Here is a 26910-nt window from a genome sequence, read left to right on the forward strand (position 1 = left end):
TGTCGGTGTTGTCGGTGTTGTCGGTGTTGTCGGTGTTGTCGGTGTTGTCGGTGTTGTCGGTGTTGTCGGTGTTGTCGGTGTTGTCGGTGTTGTCGGTGTTGTCGGTGTTGTTGGTGGTGGTGGTGCAGTCGGTAGTGTAGTCGATGTTGTCGATGTTGTCGATGTTGTCGGTGTTGGTGTTTTTGTTGATGTTGTTGGTGGTGTTGGTGCAGTCGGTGGTGTAGTCGATGTTGGTGGTGTTGGTGGTGTTGGTGTCGTTGGTGTCGTTGGTGTTGTTGGATACATATTGGAGGAATTACTTTAATTTGATATTGTAATCAGATATCAGATCTGATTATCAGTTATTATCAGTTATTATTAGTTATTGTTGGTTATTGATAGTTGGTTGGTTGTGGTTGGTGGTTGGTGGTTGTTCGTTGGTTGGTGGTTGGTGGTTAGTGACTTTGGGCTGTTGGCTGTTGCCTGTTGCCTGTTGGCTGTTGGCTGCTGGTTTTTGATTTTCACTTGTTGCCTGTTGGTTGCTGGTTGTTGGTTTTTAGCTGTTGGTTGTAGGTTGTTAGCTTCAGGTTGTTAGCTATTGGTTTTTGTTTAAACTATTACATTTCCACTTATTGTAGATACCACAGAATTTACGTTTTGTTGACGAGTAGCCTGGGCTGACTTTTCCTCGCAGTAGCTGAAAGTATCAAAACAACAATATAATTTATTGTCATTTGGCTATCCTGCCCTTTCAAGGTGATTTTACTAAAATTGGCCGCGTTTATGCCGAGATCGACGATGTTGCATTGCTGCTATATATAAAATTTCATAAATGAAAATAACCTCTGTCTTGAGACTGAGGTTATTTCCCGAAAACTTATAGAAGAATATCATCAACTTATTGATAGAATGAGAACACCTTTTGCTGAAAGTGTAACGGTATTGGTTACTGGTTGACCTACTATTAAATCCGTTCCATTTAAGGTTCCTAAATCTACGTTAACTGGTTGATCATTATGATTTAGAATAAACAAATATGTTTTATTTTCATTGGTTCTTTGTGAAATTTCAACTCCAGGAACTGGGGGAATTAGGGCTGTTATCCCTTTTTCTTTGCACAAATTAGCTAGAAACCCCTGTAAAAAGGATGGCTCAGGACTAGTAGCAACATACCAAGCTTGACCTACCCCGAATTTATTTACGGTTAGTGCTGGCATTCCTTGATAGAAATCACTTCCATAGACGGCTTTTATCTCGGCTCCTTCTGAATGGATTAAGTCACATAGCAGTCCACATTGGTACTCACTGCTGAGTGCTCCCCATTGTTCTTTTAGCACGATTTGGTTGCTTTGATCTGGGAAAAGCGCATCGATTTCTTCTGCCCATATTCCGAGTACCTCGCGCAATTCACCAGGGTAACCGCCAAGTGTGACGATATCGTTCTCATTGACTATTCCGCTGAAGAATGTCGTCAGGAAGGTTCCTCCTGTGCGGACGAAGTCCTCCACCCGCTTCGCGTAGCCTTTTTTCACCATGTACAGCACGGGTGCAATAACGATGTCATAGTCCGATAGATCTGTGTCTGTTCCTATTAGATCGGCTTGAATATTTTGCTGAAAAAGAGCGTCATAATATTTGTGGACTTCATCCACGTAGTTGAGTGCAACGGTCGGTCCACTGGATAGATCAATGGCCCAGCGATTTTCCCAATCGAAAACGATGGCGACCCGAGCGTTGATTCTAGTGTCCAGTAGACTGTCTGAGAGTTTTTGCAATTCAGACCCTAGTTCCGCGCATTCGCGGAACACCCGAGTATGTTCATGCCCAACGTGCTCGATGACAGCTCCGTGATATTTTTCGCATGCACCTACTGATCGTCGTAGCTGGAAAAACAACACGGTATCCGCTCCGTGAGCCACAGCCTGGTAGCTCCAAAGCTTCATAACACCAGGCCGTTTGAGCGAATTGTAAGGCTGCCAATTTTGCTGGCTTGGCGTTTGTTCCATAAGCATGAATGGCTGTCCTTGCTTCAAGCCGCGCATAAGGTCATGGGTCATAGACGTTAGACTAACAGGTGTATCAAGGGAAGGATAATTATCCCAAGAGACAACATCCAAATGCTTTGCCCATTTAAAATAGTCCAATTCTTTATAAAGCCCCATTAAATTTGTTGTTACGGGTAGGTCAGGTGTATGTTTTTTAATGGCGTTATATTCTAATTTGTAACAATCCAGCAAACTATCCGACATAAAACGGCGGTAATCGAGTGATATTCCTTGGAAGTTGGTTCTATCACCTCCCCTTTCTTCGGAAAGGGCATTTGGCGGAACAATTTCTTCCCATTCATAGAAGGTATGACCCCAGAAACCCGTATTCCATGCTTTATTCAAGGTGTCAAGTGTTGCATATCTCTCTTTGAGCCAATTTCGGAAGCCGTCCGCGCAGTGATCGCAGTAACAATAGCCACCATACTCATTAGAAACGTGCCAGATTAAAATTGCTGGGTGATCTTTGTAGCGTTCAGCAAGCTTTTCTGCAATACGTTCTGAATATTTACGATAGGTTGGGCTGTTTGGACAGGAATTGTGCCGTCCTCCGAATTTACGTTTACGCCCCTCGAAATCAACTCGCAATACATCTGGATATTTACGAGCCATCCATGCAGGATGAGCACCTGTACTTGTGGCTAGACATACATAGGTTCCATTCTCATAAAGACGGTCGATAATTTCATCCAGCCATGTAAAGTCGTAGGTATCTTCATTTGGTTGTGAGAGCGCCCACGAAAAAACATTTAAGGTCGCAACATCAATCCCTGAAAGTTTAAACATCCGTAGATCTTCATTCATTATTTCTTTGTCCCATTGTTCTGGGTTGTAGTCTCCACCATACCAAATTTTGGGAAGTTGCTTATTTATCAAGTTGGCACCTCTTTTTTATTTTGATAATTAGTATAAGAATAAGTACATTGTATTGGATTTTTGTCAGGCTTAAAATATAATATTCTTACACCTTATATAATAAAATGGAACAGGATAGTGAAAAATGCATAAAAGATATGAATTAATGCCTTCAACTGCGCAACCGTTTCCATTATTTATTGAAAGCATTGGTCACCATGAGGATCAAGAAAAGTTAGTAAGACCTGAAGGTTTTCCTAGTTACCATTGGCTGCAAACTTATGCTGGTGAAGGGGAATTCACTATGGATGGGAAAAAATTTCGCTTAACAAGAGGTTCAGGGGTATTATTGCTTCCGGGTGTACCTCATTCTTATTGGGCTGTAACTGAACAATGGTGTACGCAATATGTCACATTTGGAGGGACTTGTGCAGATGCCATTCTTCGTTCTTTTGATTTGAGGGAGTCTGCTATTTTTCGTTGGGATGAGGAAGGTCCGCTGCAAGTGGAAATACGACGAATTATAGCCAATATGGATGCAGCACTCGAATATTCGGGGTATGAAGCCTCGGCGGATTTGTATCACTTTCTAATTCAGCTAAAAAAGCATGGACAAATCAATAACCGCGCCTCTATTCGCAATCAGATGGTCCAACTGCAGCCATTATTGATTTGGCTTGAAAGTCACTACGATAATCCTGATATCGGACTTGAAGAAATGGCTGATATCCTAAAGATAACGCCTAGACACATGAATACACTGTTTCAGCATGCCTTTAGGCTATCCCCTTATTCCTATTTAATTATGATGCGTCTTCGCAAATCTAAAGAGATGCTGTTGAAACAGCAGAATCAGACCGTCAAGGAAGTGGCTGAGCAGGTAGGGTTCCGAGATACAAGCCACTTTGTGGCGAGTTTTCGCAAGCATGTCGGACTGACACCTGAGCGGTTCAGGCAAATGAATTAGTGTGCTATAATAAAAATATAGTTACTATTATTTTATCAAAGGAGTCTAATCTATGATTATTGAAATATTTCAAGATATTGTTTGCCCATGGTGTCGTATCGGTAAAAAGAATTTGACTGATGCGTTAGCCAATTTTACATCGGAGCCTGTTGAAATCCACTATCGTGCTTACCAACTTGACCCTTCAACACCTACTGAGGGATCACCCTTCCGTGATGTTATGCTTCAAAAGGTACGAGCAGACGAGGCGAAGCTGACCGGCATGCTGCAGCAGGTTACACAGGCTGGTCAAGCGTCGGGATTACATTTCGATTTCTCAAAAGTTGAGATGATGCCAAATACATTAAAGGCGCATCAGCTCATCGCTATCGCACCCGAAGATCGTAAAAAAGATCTTGTGGATGATTTGTTTAAAGCTTACTTTGAAGATGGAAAAGATATCGGGAATGTGGATGTTTTGCTTGATTTCGCTGAGAAACTCGGCATGAATCGGGAACAAACCTCCACTCGTTTAAGCGCACAGGAAGGGTTAGAGCAGGTCGAGGATGATCTTGATTTTGCTAGACAAGCTGGAGTTTCGGGCGTTCCCTTTTTCGTAATCAATCGTAAATATGCACTTACTGGCGCACAACCATCGGCAACATTCCTGCAAGCCTTACAGCAAATCAGTGAGGAACAAACGGGAGAAGAAGCTTAAAACAAACAGAAACCGACTTTCTCATGATTGAGAATTAGTCGGTTTTTTTTACATGAATGAATTAAGCAGTGTATGGTTTTTTCCCAAATATTTGCTTGTAAAATAAAGCACTTATAATCACTACTACGGCAAAAATAAGGAGTAGATTGCTATACGGTACAGCTTTTATCGTATTTAAAACCGGATTCTTGTAAAACTCCATCATGCCGCCATCTAACAGTTTGGCAACAAGTGCCGTTCCTACCGCGCCTGAGATAAACGAAATGAGGTTGAACAAGCCCATTCCTACCCCCGTCTCATGCACTTCCAACGTCAAGGAAACACGGTTAGCTAAAGCAGTTTGAATAAAGGAAAAACCAACATAAGTGGGAAGCAATGCTGCTGAAATGAGCCAAGGAGAATGACCTACCGTGAGGGCAATAGCCGCGAGACTTACAAACAGAAGCCCCATTCCAATGTACACAACGAAGTTATTTCCTTTCTTATCAGCTAAATTACCGCCGATTGTTCCAAACACAACAGCACAAATGGCACCAGGGAACAGGATGAGACCGATCATACTTGTACTCAAGTCGTTGACAGTCGCCAGCATCAAAGGAATAACAAACATAATACCCATCACTGTACAGAAAACCAGAAAACCAACGATCAAACCGCCACGAAGCAGCTTGTTACGGAACAAGGCAGGCTCGATAAATGGCTCTTTTGCTCGGCGAATATGAGCAACGAACCAAATGAATAAGACCACACTCGCGGCCAAATAGTACCAATTAGGGAATGATAAATATACTGTGATACCCGCTACGGAAAAAGCAACAAGAACCGCACCAAGAATATCAACACTTCCTTCTTTGCGCTTCTCCTCAGGTAAAATCTGTCTGAAGAAAGGAATTGAAATCAGTGTAAATAGTGGAATGATAAAAAGATAAGTCCAATGCAAGGTTGATGAGACAAATCCTCCAACAACGGGACCTACTGCAATAGCAAATGATACCGTAGATGTTAAAATTCCGAATATTTTCCCCCGATCCGAAGGAGAAAAGTATCTAGCTACCACGACCATGATTAATGCCGGAATAGCTGATGCGCCTGCACCTTGAACCGCGCGGGCAAAAATGACGGCCGGGTACCAAGCTTGAAAAAGAAAGCCCAGTGCGGAACCTGCACTATAAATGAAGATTCCTGCAACTATTAGCTTTTTCAAGCTAAAAATATCGGATAAGCGGCCATAAATAACTGAGCCTATCCCAAAGAAGATAATAAATGTGGTGAGTACCCAACTCACACCTGTCGGGGTAATCGCGTATTGCTTGGCGATCGCTGGCGTGGAAACGTTAAAAACAGTTTCGTTTAACACCGCGAAAAAAATAAGAAAAATAATCCATGGCACAGCCTTCTTGGCATCTATAACCTTTTCTTGTGTCATGTCTGTTGCCGTAGCAACATGCTGCATGGTTTCCACCTCCATTTTATATGTCTCCAGCCATCTTATCATAAGCGTTTCTTATATTGACTGGAAAAAACAATTACAATCAACTAACTGTAATATTTTTCATAACAATTAACTGTAATAATAAATGTTATAGTTAGGACTGTCAAGGGCTATCTTTCATCTTTTTCGATAATATAAGATAATGGACGAATGGAACTGGCTCATATAGAACAGGAGTTATAAGAATGACTAATTTACTTCAAACACTTAAGCATGTACCCTCTCGCATTTTGATTGTTGTTTTACCTTTTCTACTTATGGGCATGGTTGAATACTTAGAAAGAGGCTCTTATGAAGAACTTCATAAATGGGTCATGTCCCACCCGCTTTCAATGGTTCTTGCCTACTTTGTTGTCGGTACTATGTATTTGTTCCTTATTGCATTAACTGGTCTAAGTCGGTTATCCTTTGGGATTCTTTGTGCAATCTTGCTTCCTCTCGGAGCAATAAGCGGCAGTAAATTAAAAGCTATTGGAGCGCCATATTATCCTTGGGACCTCGTATTTAATAATCAAATTGTTGAGTACAAAGCATTTTTGCAAGGGTATCTCAATTTTAGAATACTGGGTACTGTCGCCATTTTTCTCGCGATAATTGCTTTATTATTTCATTTGATTTTGCTGCATCAACGTATCCAATTCACTTGGTTTGAACGTAGTATTTATGCTGTCATTGCCATCATTATGGCGACTAGTCTATATACGGACAAGCCTATCCCTTTCATGAATTTATACGGCATTTATACGGTGCCTTGGGACCAAACGATTACGTACGACGAGAATGGATACTTGTATTCCTCTGTACAAATGCTAGGTTTTCTCAAGGTCGTAAAACCTGAGGAATATAGTAAGAAAGCCGTAACCACCATTCTTGAGCAGATTCCTGAGAGAAAACCAGCAAGTGACAAAAAGCCAAACATCATTGTGATGCTCGGAGAATCTTTTTGGGATCCGACGATTATGAAAAATATCTCGTTTAGTCGAGATCCTATCCCGAATTTACATCAGCTGCAGAAATCGTATACCAGCGGTTGGATGTTATCTCCGCAATTCGGAGGCAGCACTGCAAATGTTGAATTTGAAGTCTTATCGGGTAATTCCATGAGATTCTTTGGGAAATCACCCGATAAAATATTACCCTACATAGAGTATATGAATCATGGTGTGGACTCTTTAGCTAGTATTGCGACTAGACAGGGGTATACTGCCACCTCGATTAACCCGTTCTTCAGCTATTTCTTCGACAGCAGAAAGGTTTATAAGCATTTTGGTTTTTCACGTTTCATAGCTAGTGAATTTTTCCCAAATGACTTTGAAGGCCCGAACTATGCGGATCGAGCCGTTGTAAAGAAGATTATTGAGGAAACAGAGAAAAGTCAGGGGCCTGATTTTATTTTTGCGAACACGATGGAGAATCATCATCCCTTCAAACCAGGGAAATTCGTCAAAAATACGATTGAAGTGAAAGGAGATATTACACCTGAATCCAAAGGTATTTTAGAGACATACGCCCAGGGGATCTCGGGTACTGACAAAGCGCTTCAGTCCCTAGTGGACTATTACTCAAAAAAGTCCGAGCCAACGATCATTCTCTTTTTCGGAGATCACTTACCTTTTTTCGAGGAAAACTATAAGGTTTACCGCGATGCTAAATATGTCCTTCCTGATGATCCCGATTTGTATACAAAGACACATTACACGCCTTTCTTGATTTGGAACAATTTCCTGCCAGCGGATCAAGAAAAAATGGATTTAAAAATGAGTCCTTCCTTTCTAGGCCCTAAGGTTCTTCAAATGGCTGGTGTTCAGGGCAGTTACTACACAGACTATCTCTACGCATTGTCGCAAAAAATTCCTGTCATTCCGCCAAATGAGATGTGGGACAAATATCAAATCAAAGAAAGTGATCTCTCCGACTATATGAAGCTTCAATACGATAATTTATTCGGAGGTCGTTATGGGTACGAAGCTAAAGGGTTTAAAAACACGATTGTACAACCAGGCTACACCTTGGGGTACGGCGATCCTGTTATAACAAAGGTGATTCAAAGTGAACACAAACTTCAGGTTGTTGGTAAGCCCTTTTACTCCTCCTGCAATGTTTATATTGATGGCTTAGCATTTAAATCCAATTTCGACGGTGAAGATACACTTTATGTCGATCTGTCGGAGAACCCGCCTTTAGATCCTGGGAAGCCTCATCAAGTCGAAGTGCGTATTTATGATGATAAAAAGATGAAGATCGGCCAATCTAACCTTTATCCACTCCCCTAGTCATGACTCCAGCCCCCCTCGAATAGGATGAAGCATATCCTGTAGCCGAGGGGGTTTGTCATGCACCCACGTATCCCACCTGCTCATGTTCATTTCTTTAAAGTTATAACATCAGAAGAATTAAACCATCATCACCTATTACGACTATATACATTTAGTGTAAACGGTACGGCTTATGACAATCACGCACATCAATACCAAGGCATTTCCGGGATCCGGTATGGCCATTACCATGCTTTTTATGGTACGACAGGGCCTGCCATAGCGCTCCAGGATGGCACTCACTTTCATTTACTTGATGGCACTGTCGAGCTGAATGCTTATAACACCTCGCTTGGAGGTGCATTGGTTAAATCAAAACAAATAGAAGGTCTTATTCAGGAGCTGCACCGGCACAGTTATGCTGGTTATTCATCCGTTGGTCTTAGCTATGAGCCATGGTGAGTCATTCATGAAATGGAAATAGAAAAAGAGTCAAGTACGAAGGCTGATATGCCTTCCCTTGACTCTTTTTGGTATGCTACTGCAAAGGTTCAATATGGATGGACCACTGAAATTTGAATGATTCTCCCGTTGCTAAGCCTTGGGCACCCGAAATTTCAGGTGCAAAGGGCTCGTTGAATACGTTCATGATACTCGTATAAGGTTCAAGCGACACAGCTTCGGCCCACGGCGCTGTGAATAGTACATGAATGGGAAACTTGTCTCCCATGTTGTACACGAGCTTAGTCCCCCGAGCTTCATACTGAAGCTCGCAGGTTTGCAGGCCCGGCTCGATGCTGAGCATCTGCGAGCCGCCTGGGTAATTCGGCAGCTCCGTGACGAGCGTGCCTTGCTTCAGCGCCGCAGTGAGCGGCGAAGACGCGGGCTCCGCCGCCGCGTAGCCATCCGCGCTGAGCGGCCACTCCGCCGCCGCGGGGATTACCACCCGCACGCGGCCCGCTTCGCCCTTCGCGAACGCGAAGTACGGGTGAAAGCCGAGAGATAGCGGCATCGTTTGGCCGCTACGGTTGGCGATTTCACCGCTGAGCGACAGCGTACCGGCCTTCAGACGGTACGTGAAGCGAAAGCATGCGGCGTGTGGATAATACGCCAGCATGTCCGGATGCTCCGCGAAGTCGAACTCCGCGGAGACAAACGCCCCGCCAGCGGCATCCGCGCCGCTGGCAATGACCTTCCACGGCCGCTCGCGCAGCTCGCCGTGGGCGTGGTCCGGCTCCCGATTCGCGGGGAGCCGGTACTCGCGGCCTTCGAAGGAGAAGGCCGCAAGCTTGACGCGCCCCGGCGGGAACAGAATGGGCACGCCGTAGCGCGAAGACTTCACGCGAAGCTCAGCCAAGCTGTCTGGCTTCGCGATGTAGGCATGGTTCCGCACATCGAAGCGGAACAGATGCAATCCGACGGCCGGGATGACTTCGGCCTCGGCCTGTGCATGATGGTCGACTAGGCGCAGGGTCGACTCCCCGTCCCACTCGCTGCTGATAATCTCGTACTGACTCATATTGAATCCTCCTTCGTATTTTACATAAGCAGTTAATTCTTGCGTTTTAAGCAGTAGCATGACGTTCTTTTATACTTAAGCATTACTTAATTCATTCGCATTTGCTGAGCACGTCTTCGATAGTATGAGTATATCAAAACAATCCCAATTACTAGAATAACTGTCGTGACCAAGCTGCCTTCAGCCCCAAAATCCGCTCCTGAAATAAATGAAGCTCCCTGTATCTCGGTCTTTATGAGCGATGACATCGGTGTACCGGAAACTTCGAATCCAAGGATACAACCCTGAAAAAAATTCCAAGACAAGTGCATGCCTATCGGCATCCACAGACCGCCGGAGTACTCCCGACTTATGGCAAACAATAGGCCTGCTAGAAGTAAATTCAAGATTGGAAGCGGCGAATTCCACATACCTGGATTAAATGTATGCAAAAAGGCAAATACAACGGTCGAAGCCGTTATGCCAGATATGGTGCCGAACCTTACCTTCACCAGTCCTTGTAAATAGCCGCGTGCAAATAACTCTTCATTAACAGCAACCCCTACGAAGAGTAAAAACCCCCACGTCAGTTCGAGTCCGAGCGTTCCTGTCCATTGCAACGCTACGATCTTAATCCCACCCAGCAGCCATATTCCTGCACTGCTGATCGTAATGAATAAAGCGCCTGCAGCGAAGCCTTCTCCGAATCTACTACCAAGCATATGTGTATGAAGTCCCAGTGTCCAGCCTTTTCGTCTTTCGAAAATGGCATAAGAAAGAATAACCCCGCTAATAAAACCAATGATTTGCGCCCATAAAGCTGCCTTAATAAAGAATGGATCTCCAGCAACTCCTGCCATACTTAGCTCCTGAGAAGCAGGATGCCTCAGAATCGCTATAACCGCGGCTGCGATTGATAAGAGCACGGTAATCACAACAATGAAAACGAGGGTTAAGAGTACTTTACCCACAATCATCAGAATGGATAAGGACTTTCGCTTCTTTTCCTCGATAAGGTTCCACTCCCTTCTAAACCACTTATTCGCGAATAATCACCTATTTCCTGCCAACTTGCGAAGGAAAGGAAGCTCTTGTGCAAATGTTGGCTCCATGCCACAATAGAAGTAACATCTGATTTATTTGACGGAGGAAACATGCTTTTTGTTCTATTTGCACTCTGGATCATCGCGTTGGGGCTTGTCATGGTAGATCCAAGATCTAGTACGATGCGCTGGATGAGCGCTATTGCTTTTACCGGTGGATTTGGCGCCCTTGCTGCCGTTTTGTCCGAAACTTTTATCCCCTATATTCAGCAAACAGTACCCAACCCATCCATTAGTGCTCTACTTTATCGTGTCATGGGCATTAGCTCGCTGATATCTTACTATGGCTTGCCATATTCATTTGCCATGCTTTCTTTGAGATATAACGCATCCTGGCAGAAACCGGTCATTCAAACGTGGCTGCCAATAGGACTACTTATTCCTCCGCTTGCCTGCATCCTATTCACAGCTAGTTATACCGAGGAAATGCCCATTGACTTTCCCATCGTAACCTCCTGGGTTGTTCCTTATATCTTCATAGGTGCTGTACTTATTGTGGTCAAAAGAGAGCGGCTTCCGGCTATGAAGCGGACTCATTTGTTCACTTGCTTAGCCCTCCTTCCGCCTATCCTTTGTGTAGGCATACTTAATTACGTTATGCCAAGCTTCGGTTTTTACCGTATGTGGGTCTATCACGTATGGATTCTTGCTTTCGTTGTGCCTTTTTTCGTATTCACCTTTTTCAAATACGGTTTTCTCGGAATGCGTTTGCTCATCGAACGCCGCAAGCTGGACTCGACCCTCCGCGCCATCACATCGGGAACCGCGATTTTAAACCATTCGATAAAGAACGATGTTGGGAAAATGCGTTTGTTCCTCGAGAAAATGAAACAACATGCTGAGGAAACGAATCAGCCAGAACTTATGCAGGACATCGATGTAGTTATGGGGGCTTCCATGCATATCCGTGACATGATTAGCCGAGTACACGAACAAACACAAGAACTCCCACTTAGGGAATCTTCAGTCGATTTAGATGAGCTTATTCATAAAGTTCTTCTTCCACTTGAACCTTACCTAAGTAAAATCCAGGTGAACCAGAACATCCCTGAGAACTTAATTCTTCAATTAGATCCTATTCAAATTGCGGAAACATTAACGAATATACTCATGAATGCGGTAGAAGCCATGCCCAAAGGCGGCGATCTTACAATTAAAGCGTTTCATGCTAAAAAGAACATTATTTTGGAAATAAGAGATAGCGGAATAGGGATGGAGAAATCTGTGCTGAAGCAAGTGTTAGAACCGTTTTATACGACCAAAAGCGGCAGTCATAGCAACTTTGGACTCGGACTCGCTTACTGCTACAGTGTCATGAAGAAACATGGAGGGGCCTTGGAGTTAAGCAGTGCGCCAGGGAAAGGCACGAGTGTGTTTCTAACCTTCCCCGGCAACAGGCAAAAGAAATAAAGGGGGATAACTACTTGGAACCAATTCATATTTTGATTGTTGAGGATGACCTTGACTGGCTTCGCGGCCTTAAAGCCTATTTAAATCGTCAGCCAGATTTGAGTGTCGTGAGCACGGTATCAACCGTAGAAGAAGCAAGAGAACTATTTGCTAATGCGGAACCGGCAGCCGATGTTGTTCTTATGGATATCATGCTGCAAGATGAGCCCGCGGGCATTGGACTTGCTGAACAAGCGCTCTTATCTTGGGGAGCTAAAGTCATTATGCTTACCTCGATGGAGGAGAAAGATTTCATCTTCCGTTCCTTTCAAGCCGGTGCTATTGACTACCAGATCAAATCCCGATTCGAAGAGCTTCCTTCCATTATTAGAGCCGTACATGCACGTCAGTCTTCCATTAACGCGGCAGTAGCTGAACAGATGAGAGAGGAATTCCGCAGGCTCAAACGGTTAGAGCACCAATTCAAAGTCAAAGAAGTCAGCGATCTAATCACACCTACAGAGCTTCAGGTACTGGAGATGATTGATCAAGGGCATACGCAAACAGAAATTGCTAACCGTTTTTTCATATCATTGCGTACCGTCAAAATTCATGTGGGGCATATTTTGAAGAAACTAGGTAGTCCGAGCAGCAAAGATGCCGCACAGAAAATCAGAGACTTGGGTTTGTTTGAACGAGGAAATAAAACTAACGGAGACGGCAAAGGGGACTAATGGATGTCCCGCTTCTTGAATCGACCGCCTTTGACATCGTGGATATTGCCAACTGCGAGAAACGCTGCAGGATCGAGCTCATCCACGATGGATTTCAACTTCGCTTCCTCCAGCCGCGTAATTACACAGAAGATGACCTTCTTGTTATCTCCCGTGAAGCCGCCTTCCCCTTCGAGATATGTGACACCGCGCCCTAAGCGGTCCAGAATAGCTTCACCTATTTGTCTGAAGCTATCACTGATGATCCACACGGACTTCGACTCATCAAACCCTTCAATGGTTACATCAATCATTTTATAAGCAATAAAATAAGCGATTAGGGAATACATCGCACGATCCCAACTGTAGACAAACCCTGCGCTGCCTAAAATGAATAGGTTGAAAAACATCACAATCTCGCCTACGGAGAATGGAATCTTTTTGGACACAAGAATCGCAACAATTTCTGTACCATCGAGTGACCCCCCGAAACGAATAACCATTCCTACCCCAATACCGAGAATAATGCCGCCGAATACAGCTGCAAGCAAAGGGTCATTGGTTAGCTCTTTCACGGGGTGTAGCAGATACGTGCCTGTGGACATTACCAGAATTGAGAAAAGCGTTGATAAGGCAAACGTTTTACCTATTAATTTATATCCGATAAACAGGAATGGAAGATTTAATAAAGTCAAAAATATCCCGACTTGAATATTGGTTAGATAAGATAAAATGATCGATATCCCCGTGATGCCTCCGTCAATAATTTTGTTAGGGACTAAGAAAATCTCTAATCCAATTGACATAAGCACAGCACCTAAGAATAAAAACACGCTGCGTCGAAGTAAAGCCTTCTTGGTCATTCTACGATGCTGCATTTGCATTGTCGCTTTTTTCACATATTGAAGTTGTTCCTCCGCCATACAATCCCCTCCGTTTCTCTATCTTCTATACATACATTTCTCGACAAAACCACCTTTTTCCTGCAAATTCAGCCTTTCCTTTAATACTTTATTATAAAAAATGTTAGATATAATACCATCGAATATTACCGTCGGCCGTGGTATAATGATGGCTGTTATCATTTACAATTTCTTAATTTGAAAGTCATAGGAGACATATATGAACCAGCACATTAATCGCTTATTGCTACTAACCCGGCAACGATTGCCACTATTATTAATTGCCTTAATTCCTGTATTGATCATGGAAATTTTGAGCCGCGGGCATTATATAGAAATGATTACTTGGAGTTACAAGCATCTGATTGAACTGCTGTTCAATGAGTGGATCGTCTTCAGCATGTTATTATTGTTCATCGCCATGATTGGCAGAACTAGAATTGCCTATTGGGTCATTTCAGGTATTCTTCTTACCTTGGCTCTCGTAAGTGGCGTTAAGTTGAAAATATTAGGTGTCCCTTTGACACCCTGGGACATCGTCTTGGCCGGCGAAGCGTCGGATATGGTGAAATACATCTCGAATATTCTAAGCTTCAAAATTTTGATAATCCTTTTACTTTTCCTAGCAGCCAGTTATTTTTTGTTATATCGCACGACCTTATTCTCGAAAAAGGTTGCACTAAAAGAACGTGGAATCCTTGCTGTAATTGCGATTGCTATGTTGTCTGCGGTTTACACGGATCTCCCCCTTCCGATTCAGAAATGGTGCGGTATCCAAGCATCCGTATGGAACCAAGTTGAGAATACCCAAACGAACGGCTACGCATTAGCATCGTTTCTGAATACGAAGTCGATGTTTGCCGATAAACGTGAAGGTTATGATGATAAAGCTGTTGAAGCAATTGTCAGTAATACACCTAAGCCGATTAAAGCTGGGGATCCAAACAATCATGTAAAACCAAACGTTATTGTCGTGTTAAGTGAGGCATTCTGGGATCCAACCGTCATTAAAGGTGTGGAATTCAGCCGCGATCCGATTCCTTTCTTCCATAAGCTGCAGCAAACGGGGACAAGCGGTACGATGCTCTCACCGCAATATGGCGGGGGTACAGCTAACGTCGAGTTCGAGGTTTTAACCGGCAACTCCATGCGTTTCCTACCGCAAGGGTCTATAGCCTACAATCAATTCCTTACGAATGAAGTAGATTCTTTGGCAAGTATTTATGCCAGACAAGGCTACACATCAACGGCGATAAGTCCTTTCTACAACTGGTATTTCAACAGTAATAAAATATATAAATACTTTGGCTTCTCCAAGTATATACCAATCGAATATTTTAAGCCTAACTATTCAGGTCCTTATATCGCAGACAGCGAAGTTGCTGCCAATATTATTCATGCGACGGACCAAAGTGATGGACCCGATTTCATATTTGCCAACACGATGGAAAACCATTTTCACTTTTTCCCAGGTAAGTTCCCAAAAAATACAATCGATGTTACTGGCAATATGTCTCCTTCTTCTCAAGGTATGCTTGAAACGCTTGCCCAAGGCATTAGCGCCTCAGATAACATGCTGAAGGAATTAGTTGAGTACTACGAGAAAAAGGGTGAACCAACGATTATTGCTTTCTGGGGAGACCACTTACCGGCCCTTGGTGATGATTATGCCACTTACATTGACACGAAGTATATTAGCGGCAAAGACGATCCCGATTTCTTGAAAAAGATGTACAGCGTTCCGCTCGTTGTTTGGAACAATTTTGACCATGAGCGCAAAGATACGTTAAATATTAGTCCTTCTTTCTTAGGTCCTTATCTTATAGAATTATCCAAACAGCAAGGCAGCTATTATACCGATTATTTAAGTCAACTTTCAAAAAAGATCCCTATCATACCACCGAAGGATCATTATGAGGCAATGAATATTAACGAGCAGGACCTTAAGGATTACGAGACTTTGCAGTATGATATCATTTTCGGCGATCGGCATGCATACAAGGATTATAAAGTTCCCATTATAGATTCCAAGTATATGCTCGGATTTGGACCGATCCAGCTTGATAAAGTCGAATCTGATACGCAGGATCTATCTGGACGTTCAAGTGTAACGCTAACGGTCAGAGGAAGCAATATCCCAGCCCTTGGCTATGTTACCTTAAATGGCAAAGCCGTCCCAAGCACATGGCAAGATGAACATACACTGACTGCCAAGGTCGAAGGCCATTTACTCAAGTCTGGAATCTGGGACATTCAAGTGAATGTGAAAGATTCGAAGGAAACTATCGTTGGTAAATCGAACACCCTGCCTATCGAAATAGGCGGACGTTAAGCTTAGTTGGACGCCAAGACCCCTTTTCTCTAACTTGAGAATAAGGGGTCTTTTCTTATTAGGAAAAAAGAAAAGCTCCATCCACGAATGGATGAGCTTCTCTTTTCTCGTATGACCTAGATTACAGGGAGATAATTTTTCCTGTTGCTTCGGATTCAAAGGCAGCAAGGATGACTTGCAAGGAACGAAGCCCCTCTTCACCGGAAATACGCGGCTTTTTACCTTCCAGTATGCTCGTAACGAACTCGTCGATTACACCGCTATGCGTTTGTTTCTCGTTCGTTGCGATTTGTCCGACTTTATAACGTTCAACCGTACCATCACGAAGCTCAACGATGACTTGATCATTCGGATCGGTATCAATCTTGATGACACCATTCTCGCACCATAACACGGTTGAGTTGTCTTGACCTTTATAATAAGTCCAGCTAGCGACTAATGAGCCCGTTGCGCCGCTTTTCATGCGAAGCAAACAAGTCGCGTTATCATCAACATCCGTACCTTCTTTATGCAGGGTCCCCACGAAAGCAGCCACTTGTGCAACCTCATCAGCAAGCAACCAACGAATTAAATCCGACTTGTGTACGCCAAGATCGCCCATCGCACCCATTGTTGCTTCTTCTTTGCGGAAGAACCAGCTTTCACGTCCATCGACGCTCCATCCTTCCGGACCTGGATGTCCGAAAGATGTACGGAATGTCAGCACTTTACCTAATTTGCCGGAGTTCAAAATTTCTTTGGCTTTGACATGTGGAGGCATTAGTCGTTGGTTGTGACCAACCATCAAAAACACGCCATTTTTCTTTGCCGCTTCAATCATTGCCTCTGCTTCTTCTGCCGTTGAAGCCATTGGCTTCTCAACTAGTACATGAGCGCCTGCATTTGCAGCCGCAATGGATACTTCAGCATGTAGAAAGTTTGGTGTACATACACTAACAGCGTCCACTTTCTCCTGCTTCAACATTTCGGTATAACTGCTATATGCTTTGCCGCCATGCAGCTGCGCAAAGTGCTCCGCTCTCTCCAGAACAGGATCTACGAAAGCAACGAGTTCAACATTTGAATTCCAAGCATATTCCGGGATATGTCTATGTTTAGCTATAGATCCGCAACCTACCACGGCCACTTTAATTTTACTCATGTTTAATTAAGCTCCTTCTAATTCTTAGTTATGAACATTCGTGTAATGCTCTTTTACCCAGTTCAAGCTGTTCTCTACACTTGTAAGCGGTGGCTTCTGGCAGTGATCCTGCTCAACAACAAGCCATTCCACGCCTGCTTGCTCAGCTGCTTTAATCACTTTTTCCAAAGGAACATCGCCTAAGCCCAGTTCTAGTGTTACTAATTTACCTTCTGCATCTTTCGTGAAATCTTTGAAATGAAGCAGCGGTAAACGGCCCATATATTTGGCTATGTAGGCAAGTGGATCTTGACCAGCGAATTGAACCCAACAAACGTCCATCTCTACATTAATTGCATCTTCACCTGTTTTGGCAAACATCGCATCAAAGACGAACTCGTCATTCACTTTATAATGAAATTCGAAATCATGATTGTGATAAAGGAATTGCAAACCTTGTTTATTCGTTTCTACGGCAATCGCTTGGCATTCAGCAATTAGTGCTTTCCATTGATCTGCTGAATCGCGTTCTTCTGCACCAACATACGGGCAAATAGCGTATTTCGCTCCGATTGTTTTTAGGTAGTCAAGCTCTCCCTGCAGATCTTTACGAAATCTCTCTAAACTCACGTGACTGCCAAATGCCTTCAAACCCAGCTCATCCAGCAGCTGTTTAAGTTCGGCAGCAGGCTTACCGTAATACCCTGCGAATTCTACGCCTTCATATCCTAACTTCGCTACATGACGAAGTGTGCCTTCCAGATCTTTCTCCATATCATCTCTTAATGTATACAATTGCAGACCAATTCCTAAACGTCCCATTTGTTCTCCTCTTTTCTTATCATCCATATTTTGATAAATCGAACACGATAGAATTAGTATAATGGATCATAGCCTTATGTGACCATTCACGATATAATCAAAACATCTCTTATTTGGCTATGAAAGGTGAATACAATGGAAACTGAGGTCTTAACCTGCGGCTATTCTTTTCATATGGAACCGTTTAATGTGAGTACCAAATCAGGTCTTAATTCTTATCTTTTCCGTTTACAAACTGAAGGCACTTCCGAGGTTCTAGTGGATGGCCTTATGCAGCGAGTGGAAGCTGGTCATTTACTCCTTTTTCAACCGGGAGACCCCTATGAACTTCGTATTGAAAACGAGTGGGATCAACCAAGCAGTAAAATAGCCAGTGGCGACTATTATGTATTCTGTAAAGGCGCTTGGATCGATGCGTGGTGGAAACGCAGCCTCAAGCAAACTTGTACGCGCATCGACTTAGATGCTCGCTTAATTTCGCTTTGGCGGCAGCTTATTCTTGAGAAGCGAAGAATGGAAGAAGAAAACCACGAGCTTAGCGGCTATTTGCTGCAAGCCCTTTGCCTATATGTAGAGCGTGCAGCTACGGAAACCGTCTCTTTACAAGGGCGCCCATTTACCGGAACTCGTATGAAAAGGTTCATTGAAGCACAAGCTACGGCTACTTTTAAAGTGGATGATGTTGCCAACCATGTTGGACTTAGCGTTTCCCGCGCGGTTCATTTGTTCAAAGAATGCTTTGGCAAAACCATGATCCAATATGCGCTTGAAGTGCGCCTAGCCAGTGCCGTGGAACGCATGCATGATAGTTCCATGTCCCTGGAGCAAATCGCTCTAAGCTGCGGTTTTGGCAGCTACCCCTACTTTCATCGAGCATTTAAACATAGATTTGGGACATCCCCCAAGCTTTTTCGCCAAAATGCTCAGCAAAATTAAAATCATCGAATTCACAAATATTTCAAGAAATGCTATCTAAGTATGAAACAATTCTTCTCTCTCATACGTATATTCTTATGAGAAGTAGAAATACATAGAAATATTTGGTTTTGTTTCAAAATTGTAAAACTATTTTAAGGTTAATTTAATAATATTCATATATGCTAATCTTATATCCAATTCCTAGGATGGTGAAAAATGATGAAAATGTTTATTACAATTCACAACAAACCCGTGCCAGTCTACTCAGATGAGAAAAATAAAAAGAAATTCAATTTATTGAAATCCGCACTTGAAGCTAAAGTGACCAAAGGAAGAGCAACGATTAAGAAATGCTTAGACTCTATCATTAGTATTGAGATCGTAGGTTGTGAAGCGATTCTCCATTCCTTTAATGAACGCGATTCCCTTGCATTATCCCTTTACTAAAAAAAAACGAGAAGTCCTGAGGACTTCTCGTTTTTTTAGTCATTGTATTTTTGTTGGATGACGCCAAGATGATGCTGAGCATGACCGGCTATCACATAGGCTAGCGCACGTGCAGAGATTTCATTGTTATTTGCTATCCCTTTACGCGACCAGGCTGCTTCTGAAATTGTTTTCAACAGAGTAAATGTGGCTTGCCTTACAGCTTGAAAGTCGTTTAACAAATCCTCCATAGACAATTCGTCGAAGGAAGTATGGCTGATAAATAAGTCCTGATCAAATCCTGGTAAATTCGTTGTATCTCCACGAGCAATACGCAGCATCCGATAACTCATAATCCGCTCAGTATCCGTCATGTGCCCCAATACTTCCTTCAAGCTCCACTTCCCCGGCTCGTATCGATAAAGTCCTTGCTCATCATTAATCGGTGAAAACAAAGCGATGACAGCGTCTAATTGGCTGTGCAAAAAGGACAGATAGTCGCCTTCAGGAACTTGACTAATATAGCCAGTAAAAAATGGTGAGTATTCTTCACTACCAGGTCGCTGCAGCATATCGAATGAATCTCCCTTCGTGATAAAAATAGAAATTATGTATATCCTTATCATAACGTAAACCGAAACAAATATGAACCCAGCTCAATGCTAGATCTAAACCCCCTATAGCTTTCAGTGGTTTCCAACCTCTACTACTTTTTCAAAAAGGCCATTCTGTGATATCTACAAATCTGTGAAAAAGCCTTGATCCCAGGGGATGGTGCGATCGGGGCTTTCCATGGCATTCCCAGAGCACTTGCACTTCTCGGGAATAATCAAGGCAAGCCCAGGAATCACTTCTAATTGAGTCAAGGAGAGATTGGTTCGCACACCTCCAGAATCTAGCTATCTGAGCTAAAGGGATAGTGTTCATAGAGACCTACAACATCGAACAAATAAGTTATCTATCATATTCCTGAAAAAAACACTGACCTCATTGAAGAAGTCAGCGTTTTTGAACTGTCTATAATGGCTTATGTTCGAGCAGCCAGATTTTACTTTGGAAGTCTCCATGGAGACCAGCGACTGGAAGGCCGGCGTAAAGCAGATGGTCGCCGGGGTACTCACCTTGCAAGCCTGCGATTTGATAATCGAAGGATGGGTTGAGACCTTTGAGCCGCAGCGTTTTGAGAGGCGCATTAGGCTCGGCGAGTACTCGGAAGTAAGCGACCAAAGCTTGAGCCTTGTCTTCAGAAACGATCATCCAAGCAGTTTCGTTACCTTCGAATGGACTGAGTAGGCGGTACATGTCGCCGAATTGGACGAGTGGCCGGATATGTTTATAATCGGCAATTTGCTTTTTGACGATTTCTTTTTCCTCGTCGGTAAACTTAGTTAGGTCAAGTTCGTAACCAAAGTTACCGGACATCGCAACATCGCCGCGCATTTCCAACGATGTCTCACGGTGAACTTGGTGATTAGGTACAGCGGATACGTGCGATCCCATTGTACTTACAGGATAAACGATGCTCGTTCCATACTGAATTTTCAAACGGGAGATTGCATCCGTGTTATCGCTTGTCCACGTTTGCGGCATATAATACAACATACCTGGGTCAAACCGACCACCGCCACCGGAGCAGCTCTCGAACAAGATATGCGGGAACTCGGTCGTCAAAGTTTCAAGAACTTGGTATAGACCAAGAATGTAGCGATGAGCGGTTTCTCTTTGTCTTTCTGGTGGCAGCGCAGCGGAACCAATTTCGGTCATATTACGGTTCATGTCCCATTTGACGTAAGTAATCGGCGCGCTGCTGAGGATATCACGGATCATTTTCGTGATCGCTTCACAAACATCTGAACGTGAAAAATCCAATATTAATTGCTGACGACCTTCTGTACGTCTACGATTCGGTACATGCAGGCACCAGTCTGGGTGTTTTCGGTATAAGTCACTGTCTGGAGAAACCATTTCTGGTTCAAACCACAGTCCAAACTCAAGTCCCATCCCATTGACTCTGGAGACGAGATCCTCCAGTCCACCCGGCAGTTTGGCCTTATCAACGACCCAGTCTCCCAAGGAGCTGTTATCGCTGTCTCTTTTGCCGAACCATCCATCGTCAAGAACGAATAACTCGATGCCAAGCTCCTTGCCGGCGCTAGCGATGCTTTCGATTTTATCCGCATTAAATTGAAAATAGGTTGCTTCCCAGTTATTCACAAGCACAGGTCTTGTCCGATCACGGAATTCACCGCGGCAAAGCCGAGTTCGGTAAAGCTTGTGATAGGTTCTTGACATGTCCCCTAAGCCAGCGTTTGAATAAACCATTACGGCTTCAGGCGTTTGAAATTGTTGTCCCGGCTCAAGCAACCAGCCAAAATCAAATGGATTAATCCCCATCGATACACGTGCTGAACCATACGGCTCAACCTCTGCATGGGCAGCGAAATTGCCGCTATAAACAAGGCTGAAACCATACACATCGCCATGATCTTCATTGGCGTCCTTGGAAAGAAGTGCAATGAAAGGATTGTGCTGATGACTGCTCGATCCGCGGCGGCTTTCAACGGTCAATTTCCCTGGAGCTAAGGGTCTTCTCTCGATATGTCTTTCTCTAACCCAACTACCTGAAAGCTGAAGAAGATCAAACTCGCTATGCTGATAATCCAGGCTCATACTGAGCGCTCGAAGCAGCTTTAGTTCAGCAGATCCCTCATTTACGAAACGCACCGATCTAGTCATCGCTGCATGATGCTCGAATATCGTATAAGTAAGAATGACGCGTAAGCCAATGACTGAATCAACGAGTTCAAGCTCTAATGTTTCCGCTTCATCATCCTGCTCTACATATGTCGCAGGAAGCCCTTCGAGCACCGGTTTTCCTTGGTAGATTCGATGCTTGTCATAGATGAGCTCAGAAATGGTAGAACCATCAGGAAGAGCAACTTGATATGCTGGCTCCCGATAATCACTTGTACCGTATGCCGGGTACTCCTGAGGCAATGTATCGAAAGAAATGCTGCGATCTTCTGGAACAGGATTTGGTGAAAACGAACATCTCTCCTGAAATTGTAGGATCGAAGCCAATTGACCTGATCGGATGGGGCGTCCCCAATAAACATGAGCTGGGTAAGCGGATTTGATTAGTTGAATAACATAGCTCATTTGCTTGTTTTGTAAATGGAATAGTCCTTGTGTTGGTTCAAATGTAATTCGCATGATATCCCTCCTACCTCCTATTATCATATCCATTCGCGAACAAAACTATGGAGGATTAGCACCTACATATGGAGGAATGTAGTTTGAAATGCATAGAAACGGAGCCAAGGCTCGAAATAGCCCTAGCTCCGTTTCGTATTTTCATTTTTAGCCAAATTTATAAGTCATGCCATAACCGCCCTTGGGGTAAACCCAATCAATATTGTAGGATGGACATGCAATTCGGCAGGTCCCGCATTCGATACAATTTTCAAACGCAACGGTGGTAATTTTGAGCTTCTTTTCCCATTCATAAACGTCCGAGGGACAGAAATAATTGCAATCCTTCGTTACACAATTTAAACAAGTCTGTGTATCCTTGATTACGAGGTGCGACTTATCATCGCATTTATAACGAATGGTAAATAGCTTATCTGAAATGTCACTTTGGCTCATCCGTTCATCGCCCTCCATCCTTTGTAGCCTAGCTTCATCAGGTTTACCGTACCGCCCGCGGCATTTTTGATGAGCTTCATGGCCATTTTTTGTTTATCCGCTTTGGTAATCCCATCCACAAGGAACATGTTGTAAGCCGCTTCATTCAGCGCTCTGGGCAGCTTGTCGAACAATAATTCAGGGTCCTGCTCCTTGAGGAATTGATGCATGCCTTTGTATTTCTGTAAATCTTTATGGACAAAGGATTCGCGAATTTTTTGGTCGTAGGCTTTGAGTGAAGCAGCGGAAAAGTCGCTTTGCGCTTTGGCCTCGACAATCGCCTCGCCAGCCAGTCGACCAGAGGTCATGGCTAAATTCGTTCCTTCTCGGTGTACAAAGTTAATTAACTGCGCGGCATCCCCGCAAACGCACCAGCCATCTCCCGACAACGGCGGGATGGAGTGAAAGCCACCCTCAGGAATCAAGTGTCCGGAGTACTCCTTCGTTTCCCCCCCTTGAATCAATTTCCGAATCATAGGGTGCTGCTTAACCGCATCGAGGACCGCATATGGCTTCACCTTTTTGTCCCGCAAATGATTGACCATAACGCCTACGCCCAGTGAAATGGTTTCTTTATTCGTGTATAGAAAACCCATGCCTGCCATACCCAGCGAGGTCTCGCCCATGAACTCAATCGTAACGCCTTCGTCACCTTCGAGTCCGAATCGGTCTTCGATTTTCTCCCTAGGAAGTGCGATTACTTCTTTTACAGCCAACGAAACTTCGTCCGGCATCCACTCTTTGTGAATGCCCATCGCCTTTCCGAGCAAGGAGTTCACACCATCGGCAATGACGACAACATCGGCGTACAAATCGCCGTCATCTCGATCGGTACGGACACCGACGACCTTGTTACCTTCACGTATCACATCAAGTGCTACGGTTTCGTAAATAGGGATAGCCCCAGCAGCAACGGCTTTGTCCGCGAACCACTGATCGAACTTAACCCGCAGTCCAGTAAAGCAGTTGTAAGGCTCCTTGTAAGCCTCATTGCGGTGCCCGAAGGTGACCATGGATTCTTTGCCCATCATCCAGATGCGCTGCTCCACAATGTAACGCTCCATGGGAAAGTTTTTTTCTTTCCAAAATTCGGGAACTAGCTCTTCGATTTGCTTACGGTACAGGACGCCTCCGAAAATGTTTTTGGCACCGGGGAACTCGCCCCTCTCCAACAAAACAACGGATAATCCTGCACGTGCCATCGTCAAAGCAGCTGCTGCACCCGCGGGACCACCGCCAACAACAATCGCGTCAAATTTCTCGTTCACTTGGCTTCACTCCTCTCGAGGGCCACGTTAACCCCTGTCTTCGAATCGTCGGACGGCAAGGAGCTTTCGGTACTTGGGAGTTGGATGCCAAATAAAGTTCGACGCTTCCTTATCTCATTCGTAATGGCAGGAACAATTTTGAACATATCGCCTACTATGCCGTAATGAGCGAATTGGAAGATTGGCGCTTTCTCGTCTTTGTTAATCGCCACGACTACATCCGCATGGCTCATACCTACGGTATGCTGAACAGCACCGGAAATGCCGATGGCGAAGTATAGCTTCGGCCTTACGGTGGCACCGGTTTGACCAACCTGGTGCTCATGCCCGATCCAGCCCGCATCGACCGCGGCACGCGATGCGCCAACGACGCCGCCGAGCGCATCCGCTAGCTCGGCGAGCAGCCCGAAAGCATCGGGCCCGCCTAGTCCACGGCCCCCTGCCACGATAATCTCGGCATCCTCGAGATTGAGCTTGCCTGTTTCGCGCAGAAAGTCCAGCACCTGCGCGGCTATCTCTTCCTCGCGCATCGTCGCCTCGATGCGAATGATTTCGCCTTGGCGTGTCGCGTCCTTCGGCAGCGCCTGAAACACCCCGGCGCGCGCCGTCGCCATCTGCGGCCGGTACTGCTTACAGAGGATGGTGGCCATCATCTTCTCGGAAAAAGCGGGCCGGCTGGCCAGCAGCAGCCTGGACGGCGGCGGCTCCACGTCGAGCTGCGTCGTGTCGGCCGTCAGCCCCGTCGGCAGGTGCGTCGCTATCGCGCCTGCCAAGTCGCGGCCCGTCGCTGTCGCGCCGAACAGCACGATCTCGGGCTTCGCTTCCTCGATCAGCTTCAAGCAGACTCGGCTGTATGGCCGAGTCCTGTAGGTGCGAAGCTCGGGCGCTTCGCATAAGTACACCCTGTCCGCGCCGTAATGCACGGCTTCATCGGCGAGGTGGCCCACATTCTCGCCGATGACGAGCGCCATGAGCGGCGCGTCAAGCTTCGCGGCCAGCTTCTTGCCTTCGCCTAGAAGCTGCCAGGAGACCTTCTTCGCAGCTCCATCTCGCTGCTCTACAACGATCAATACCCCCCGATAAGCCGACCAATCGGGCATCGGCGCTTCAGGCTGGTCCTGTGTTTGTTCATTTGTCATCGTGTCTTCCTCCATTCCCATAACGGTGATTCAGAGTTTAAGTCGTACACATGCTTAACTTTCACGAAGACCAGTCCAATAAAGTCTGCATCTCTTTCGTCATGAGCTGATCAGCTAATTGAGTTGCCGCTGCTTCTGGCGAATCAAACGCAATCATATGCGTTTTAACCGCTCTAACCTCCGGCACCCAAGTTTTGGCTACGATCGTTGGTGAGCCTTTTAGCCCGATTTTCGCTTTTTCAAGATCCGGAAAATCAGCTGTCGTCCAAACAGTCGGCTTATAGCGTGCAGCCCGAATCATGCCAGGCAGCGATGCTCGTCTCACCTTATTCAGTTCCTTCAGCGCCGTGATCAGCACCGGCATGCTTGTCTCAACGACTTCAATGCCATCTTCCAAAAGCCGATGCACACGAACTTTTCTCCGCTTTTCATCCACACTGGCGACTTTGTTTACATAAGTAAGCTGTTCCAAATCCAATCGGCATGCGACGCCAGGCCCAACTTGCCCCGTGTCGCCGTCCAACGTTTGTTTGCCGCAAAAAACGATATCTACCGGTCCCCACGTTTCAGCAATTTTACGGATGGTTCGGGCAACAACGTACGAAGTCGCCAGCGTGTCCGCTCCCGCGAAGCCGCGATCCGTCACTAAGACAGCATCGTCTGCCCCGAGGGAGATGCATTCCTTTAAACCTTTCTCCGCAGGCGGAGGTCCCATGGTTACTACTGTAATCCTCGCACCCTGTTCATCCTTAATACGGAGCGCCTCTTCCAGCCCATGCATATCATAGAAATTCACGATACTAGGGACACCTTGGCGAATTAACGTATTATTTTTGGGGTCAATGCGAATTTCTCTAGAGTCAGGTACCTGCTTGATACAAACGACAATATGCAGCATCTCTGCACCCTCCTATTTCTTGGAAAACTTGCTTGCACATTCGACAGCAAACGGATCTAAGCTTGTCATCATTGTGAATTTTGTCACTTAAAATGACGAACCGAAATCGCTTTCACTCTTTTTTAAAAGTTAATAACCTAACACAATATATGCGAGAAGCTTCTTAACATGACACTTACTTTAGACCAACGCTCCAAATAATCTTACCAATATCGCCAAGCGATTGAGTTGCAGGCGGCGTCGAGCTCCGAATGCCCATGCTGGGCGAACCACAAAAAAAGGATCTGAGTCGATGTGAACTGCACCCCAATTGTTAGACACAGTCTAACAATTGGAGGTGCAGTTTTTTTGGCTAAATACTCAACCGAGGAGAAACTAGAAGCAGTCCTGGCTTATCTAGAAGGT

23 protein-coding genes are annotated in these 26910 nt (G+C 44.8%); 10 read left to right on the forward strand and 13 right to left on the reverse strand.

Features of this window, described 5'->3' with window-relative positions:
* On the forward strand, positions 1 to 304 hold a 304-nt coding region (locus tag AC58U0_RS35560; protein ID WP_497383413.1), incomplete at its 5' end, for a hypothetical protein.
* A gap of 568 nt (positions 305 to 872) precedes the next feature.
* Here AC58U0_RS35560 and AC58U0_RS35565 read toward each other — a convergent pair.
* A complete protein-coding gene (locus AC58U0_RS35565) occupies positions 873 to 2900 on the reverse strand; it encodes a beta-galactosidase (protein WP_497383414.1) in 2028 nt (675 codons plus the stop codon).
* 124 nt (positions 2901 to 3024) lie between these two features.
* Between AC58U0_RS35565 and AC58U0_RS35570 the strand changes: the two genes are divergently transcribed.
* Positions 3025 to 3846: a helix-turn-helix domain-containing protein gene (locus AC58U0_RS35570; protein ID WP_497383415.1), complete on the forward strand. Its 822-nt coding sequence runs from the start codon at positions 3025 to 3027 to the stop codon at positions 3844 to 3846.
* A gap of 52 nt (positions 3847 to 3898) precedes the next feature.
* Positions 3899 to 4543, forward strand: coding sequence for a DsbA family oxidoreductase (locus AC58U0_RS35575; RefSeq protein ID WP_497383416.1), 645 nt, complete (start codon positions 3899 to 3901; stop codon positions 4541 to 4543).
* Between the two features lie 61 nt (positions 4544 to 4604).
* Here AC58U0_RS35575 and AC58U0_RS35580 read toward each other — a convergent pair whose 3' ends face one another.
* Positions 4605 to 5996, reverse strand: coding sequence for an MFS transporter (locus AC58U0_RS35580; protein ID WP_497383417.1), 1392 nt, complete (start codon positions 5994 to 5996; stop codon positions 4605 to 4607).
* A gap of 224 nt (positions 5997 to 6220) precedes the next feature.
* On the opposite strand from AC58U0_RS35580, the gene AC58U0_RS35585 reads away from it, so the two are divergent.
* A complete protein-coding gene (locus AC58U0_RS35585; protein ID WP_497383418.1) occupies positions 6221 to 8308 on the forward strand; it encodes an LTA synthase family protein in 2088 nt (695 codons plus the stop codon).
* Between the two features lie 60 nt (positions 8309 to 8368).
* Positions 8369 to 8752 (forward strand): YmaF family protein, encoded by a 384-nt coding sequence (locus AC58U0_RS35590; protein ID WP_497383419.1) that lies wholly within the window; start codon positions 8369 to 8371, stop codon positions 8750 to 8752.
* Between the two features lie 76 nt (positions 8753 to 8828).
* Here AC58U0_RS35590 and AC58U0_RS35595 read toward each other — a convergent pair whose 3' ends face one another.
* Together AC58U0_RS35595 and AC58U0_RS35600 are read right to left on the reverse strand one after the other, a co-directional pair.
* Positions 8829 to 9809 (reverse strand): aldose 1-epimerase, encoded by a 981-nt coding sequence (locus tag AC58U0_RS35595; protein WP_497383420.1) that lies wholly within the window; start codon positions 9807 to 9809, stop codon positions 8829 to 8831.
* Between the two features lie 86 nt (positions 9810 to 9895).
* Complete coding sequence (locus AC58U0_RS35600; RefSeq protein ID WP_497383421.1) at positions 9896 to 10648, reverse strand: CPBP family intramembrane glutamic endopeptidase; 753 nt, start codon at positions 10646 to 10648, stop codon at positions 9896 to 9898.
* Positions 10649 to 10942: 294 nt separating this feature from the next.
* On the opposite strand from AC58U0_RS35600, the gene AC58U0_RS35605 reads away from it, so the two are divergent.
* Positions 10943 to 12301, forward strand: coding sequence for a sensor histidine kinase (locus AC58U0_RS35605; RefSeq protein WP_497383422.1), 1359 nt, complete (start codon positions 10943 to 10945; stop codon positions 12299 to 12301).
* Between the two features lie 14 nt (positions 12302 to 12315).
* The gene (locus AC58U0_RS35610; protein ID WP_497383423.1) at positions 12316 to 13014 is read left to right on the forward strand and encodes a LuxR C-terminal-related transcriptional regulator; all 699 of its coding nucleotides are present in this window, start codon (positions 12316 to 12318) and stop codon (positions 13012 to 13014) included.
* Here AC58U0_RS35610 and AC58U0_RS35615 read toward each other — a convergent pair.
* Positions 13011 to 13871 (reverse strand): YitT family protein, encoded by an 861-nt coding sequence (locus AC58U0_RS35615; RefSeq protein WP_373462750.1) that lies wholly within the window; start codon positions 13869 to 13871, stop codon positions 13011 to 13013. The two genes, AC58U0_RS35610 and AC58U0_RS35615, sit on opposite strands and share 4 nt — an antisense overlap.
* Positions 13872 to 14115: 244 nt before the next feature.
* Here AC58U0_RS35615 and AC58U0_RS35620 point away from each other — a divergent pair, with 244 nt between their 5' ends.
* Positions 14116 to 16227: an LTA synthase family protein gene (locus tag AC58U0_RS35620; RefSeq protein ID WP_497383424.1), complete on the forward strand. Its 2112-nt coding sequence runs from the start codon at positions 14116 to 14118 to the stop codon at positions 16225 to 16227.
* 121 nt (positions 16228 to 16348) lie between these two features.
* Here the strand turns inward: AC58U0_RS35620 and AC58U0_RS35625 are convergent, their stop codons facing one another.
* Complete coding sequence (locus AC58U0_RS35625; protein ID WP_497383425.1) at positions 16349 to 17368, reverse strand: Gfo/Idh/MocA family protein; 1020 nt, start codon at positions 17366 to 17368, stop codon at positions 16349 to 16351.
* A gap of 24 nt (positions 17369 to 17392) precedes the next feature.
* A complete protein-coding gene (locus tag AC58U0_RS35630; protein ID WP_497383426.1) occupies positions 17393 to 18169 on the reverse strand; it encodes a sugar phosphate isomerase/epimerase family protein in 777 nt (258 codons plus the stop codon).
* A gap of 135 nt (positions 18170 to 18304) precedes the next feature.
* Between AC58U0_RS35630 and AC58U0_RS35635 the strand changes: the two genes are divergently transcribed.
* Both AC58U0_RS35635 and AC58U0_RS35640 read left to right on the forward strand, forming a co-directional pair.
* On the forward strand, positions 18305 to 19105 hold the full coding sequence (locus AC58U0_RS35635; RefSeq protein WP_497383427.1) for an AraC family transcriptional regulator: 801 nt from the start codon (positions 18305 to 18307) through the stop codon (positions 19103 to 19105).
* A gap of 201 nt (positions 19106 to 19306) precedes the next feature.
* Positions 19307 to 19534, forward strand: a complete 228-nt coding sequence (locus AC58U0_RS35640) for a hypothetical protein (protein ID WP_029198041.1) — start codon at positions 19307 to 19309, stop codon at positions 19532 to 19534.
* Between the two features lie 35 nt (positions 19535 to 19569).
* Here AC58U0_RS35640 and AC58U0_RS35645 read toward each other — a convergent pair whose 3' ends face one another.
* The 6 genes from AC58U0_RS35645 to AC58U0_RS35670 form a co-directional block, all read right to left on the reverse strand.
* Positions 19570 to 20085: a DinB family protein gene (locus AC58U0_RS35645; RefSeq protein WP_497383428.1), complete on the reverse strand. Its 516-nt coding sequence runs from the start codon at positions 20083 to 20085 to the stop codon at positions 19570 to 19572.
* Positions 20086 to 20530: 445 nt separating this feature from the next.
* Entirely contained in the window at positions 20531 to 22726 is a 2196-nt protein-coding gene (locus AC58U0_RS35650; protein WP_497383429.1) for an alpha-galactosidase, read from the reverse strand.
* Between the two features lie 147 nt (positions 22727 to 22873).
* Positions 22874 to 23179, reverse strand: a complete 306-nt coding sequence (locus tag AC58U0_RS35655) for a ferredoxin family protein (RefSeq protein WP_029198044.1) — start codon at positions 23177 to 23179, stop codon at positions 22874 to 22876.
* On the reverse strand, positions 23158 to 24468 hold the full coding sequence (locus AC58U0_RS35660) for an FAD-dependent oxidoreductase (RefSeq protein ID WP_057306460.1): 1311 nt from the start codon (positions 24466 to 24468) through the stop codon (positions 23158 to 23160). The genes AC58U0_RS35655 and AC58U0_RS35660 overlap by 22 nt, the downstream gene beginning before the upstream one ends.
* Positions 24465 to 25607: an electron transfer flavoprotein subunit alpha/FixB family protein gene (locus AC58U0_RS35665; protein WP_497383430.1), complete on the reverse strand. Its 1143-nt coding sequence runs from the start codon at positions 25605 to 25607 to the stop codon at positions 24465 to 24467. Before AC58U0_RS35665 ends, AC58U0_RS35660 begins: the two co-directional genes overlap by 4 nt.
* Positions 25608 to 25668: 61 nt before the next feature.
* A complete protein-coding gene (locus AC58U0_RS35670; RefSeq protein WP_497383431.1) occupies positions 25669 to 26505 on the reverse strand; it encodes an electron transfer flavoprotein subunit beta/FixA family protein in 837 nt (278 codons plus the stop codon).
* Positions 26506 to 26910: the final 405 nt, after the last annotated feature.

Source organism: Paenibacillus sp. J31P190 (assembly GCF_059692075.1).

What these genes read in the sequence shown, in the direction of transcription:
- AC58U0_RS35570 (WP_497383415.1), top strand. Translation starts at nt 3,025, where the DNA reads ATGCATAAAAGATATGAATTAATGCCTTCAACTGCGCAACCGTTTCCA.
- AC58U0_RS35575 (WP_497383416.1), top strand. Translation starts at nt 3,899, where the DNA reads ATGATTATTGAAATATTTCAAGATATTGTTTGCCCATGGTGTCGTATC.
- AC58U0_RS35580 (WP_497383417.1), bottom strand. Translation starts at nt 5,996, where the DNA reads ATGCAGCATGTTGCTACGGCAACAGACATGACACAAGAAAAGGTTATA.
- AC58U0_RS35585 (WP_497383418.1), top strand. Translation starts at nt 6,221, where the DNA reads ATGACTAATTTACTTCAAACACTTAAGCATGTACCCTCTCGCATTTTG.
- AC58U0_RS35590 (WP_497383419.1), top strand. Translation starts at nt 8,369, where the DNA reads ATGCACCCACGTATCCCACCTGCTCATGTTCATTTCTTTAAAGTTATA.
- AC58U0_RS35595 (WP_497383420.1), bottom strand. Translation starts at nt 9,809, where the DNA reads ATGAGTCAGTACGAGATTATCAGCAGCGAGTGGGACGGGGAGTCGACC.
- AC58U0_RS35600 (WP_497383421.1), bottom strand. Translation starts at nt 10,648, where the DNA reads ATGGCAGGAGTTGCTGGAGATCCATTCTTTATTAAGGCAGCTTTATGG.
- AC58U0_RS35605 (WP_497383422.1), top strand. Translation starts at nt 10,943, where the DNA reads ATGCTTTTTGTTCTATTTGCACTCTGGATCATCGCGTTGGGGCTTGTC.
- AC58U0_RS35615 (WP_373462750.1), bottom strand. Translation starts at nt 13,871, where the DNA reads ATGCAGCATCGTAGAATGACCAAGAAGGCTTTACTTCGACGCAGCGTG.
- AC58U0_RS35620 (WP_497383424.1), top strand. Translation starts at nt 14,116, where the DNA reads ATGAACCAGCACATTAATCGCTTATTGCTACTAACCCGGCAACGATTG.
- AC58U0_RS35625 (WP_497383425.1), bottom strand. Translation starts at nt 17,368, where the DNA reads ATGAGTAAAATTAAAGTGGCCGTGGTAGGTTGCGGATCTATAGCTAAA.
- AC58U0_RS35630 (WP_497383426.1), bottom strand. Translation starts at nt 18,169, where the DNA reads ATGGGACGTTTAGGAATTGGTCTGCAATTGTATACATTAAGAGATGAT.
- AC58U0_RS35635 (WP_497383427.1), top strand. Translation starts at nt 18,305, where the DNA reads ATGGAAACTGAGGTCTTAACCTGCGGCTATTCTTTTCATATGGAACCG.
- AC58U0_RS35640 (WP_029198041.1), top strand. Translation starts at nt 19,307, where the DNA reads ATGAAAATGTTTATTACAATTCACAACAAACCCGTGCCAGTCTACTCA.
- AC58U0_RS35645 (WP_497383428.1), bottom strand. Translation starts at nt 20,085, where the DNA reads ATGCTGCAGCGACCTGGTAGTGAAGAATACTCACCATTTTTTACTGGC.
- AC58U0_RS35650 (WP_497383429.1), bottom strand. Translation starts at nt 22,726, where the DNA reads ATGCGAATTACATTTGAACCAACACAAGGACTATTCCATTTACAAAAC.
- AC58U0_RS35655 (WP_029198044.1), bottom strand. Translation starts at nt 23,179, where the DNA reads ATGGAGGGCGATGAACGGATGAGCCAAAGTGACATTTCAGATAAGCTA.
- AC58U0_RS35665 (WP_497383430.1), bottom strand. Translation starts at nt 25,607, where the DNA reads ATGACAAATGAACAAACACAGGACCAGCCTGAAGCGCCGATGCCCGAT.
- AC58U0_RS35670 (WP_497383431.1), bottom strand. Translation starts at nt 26,505, where the DNA reads ATGCTGCATATTGTCGTTTGTATCAAGCAGGTACCTGACTCTAGAGAA.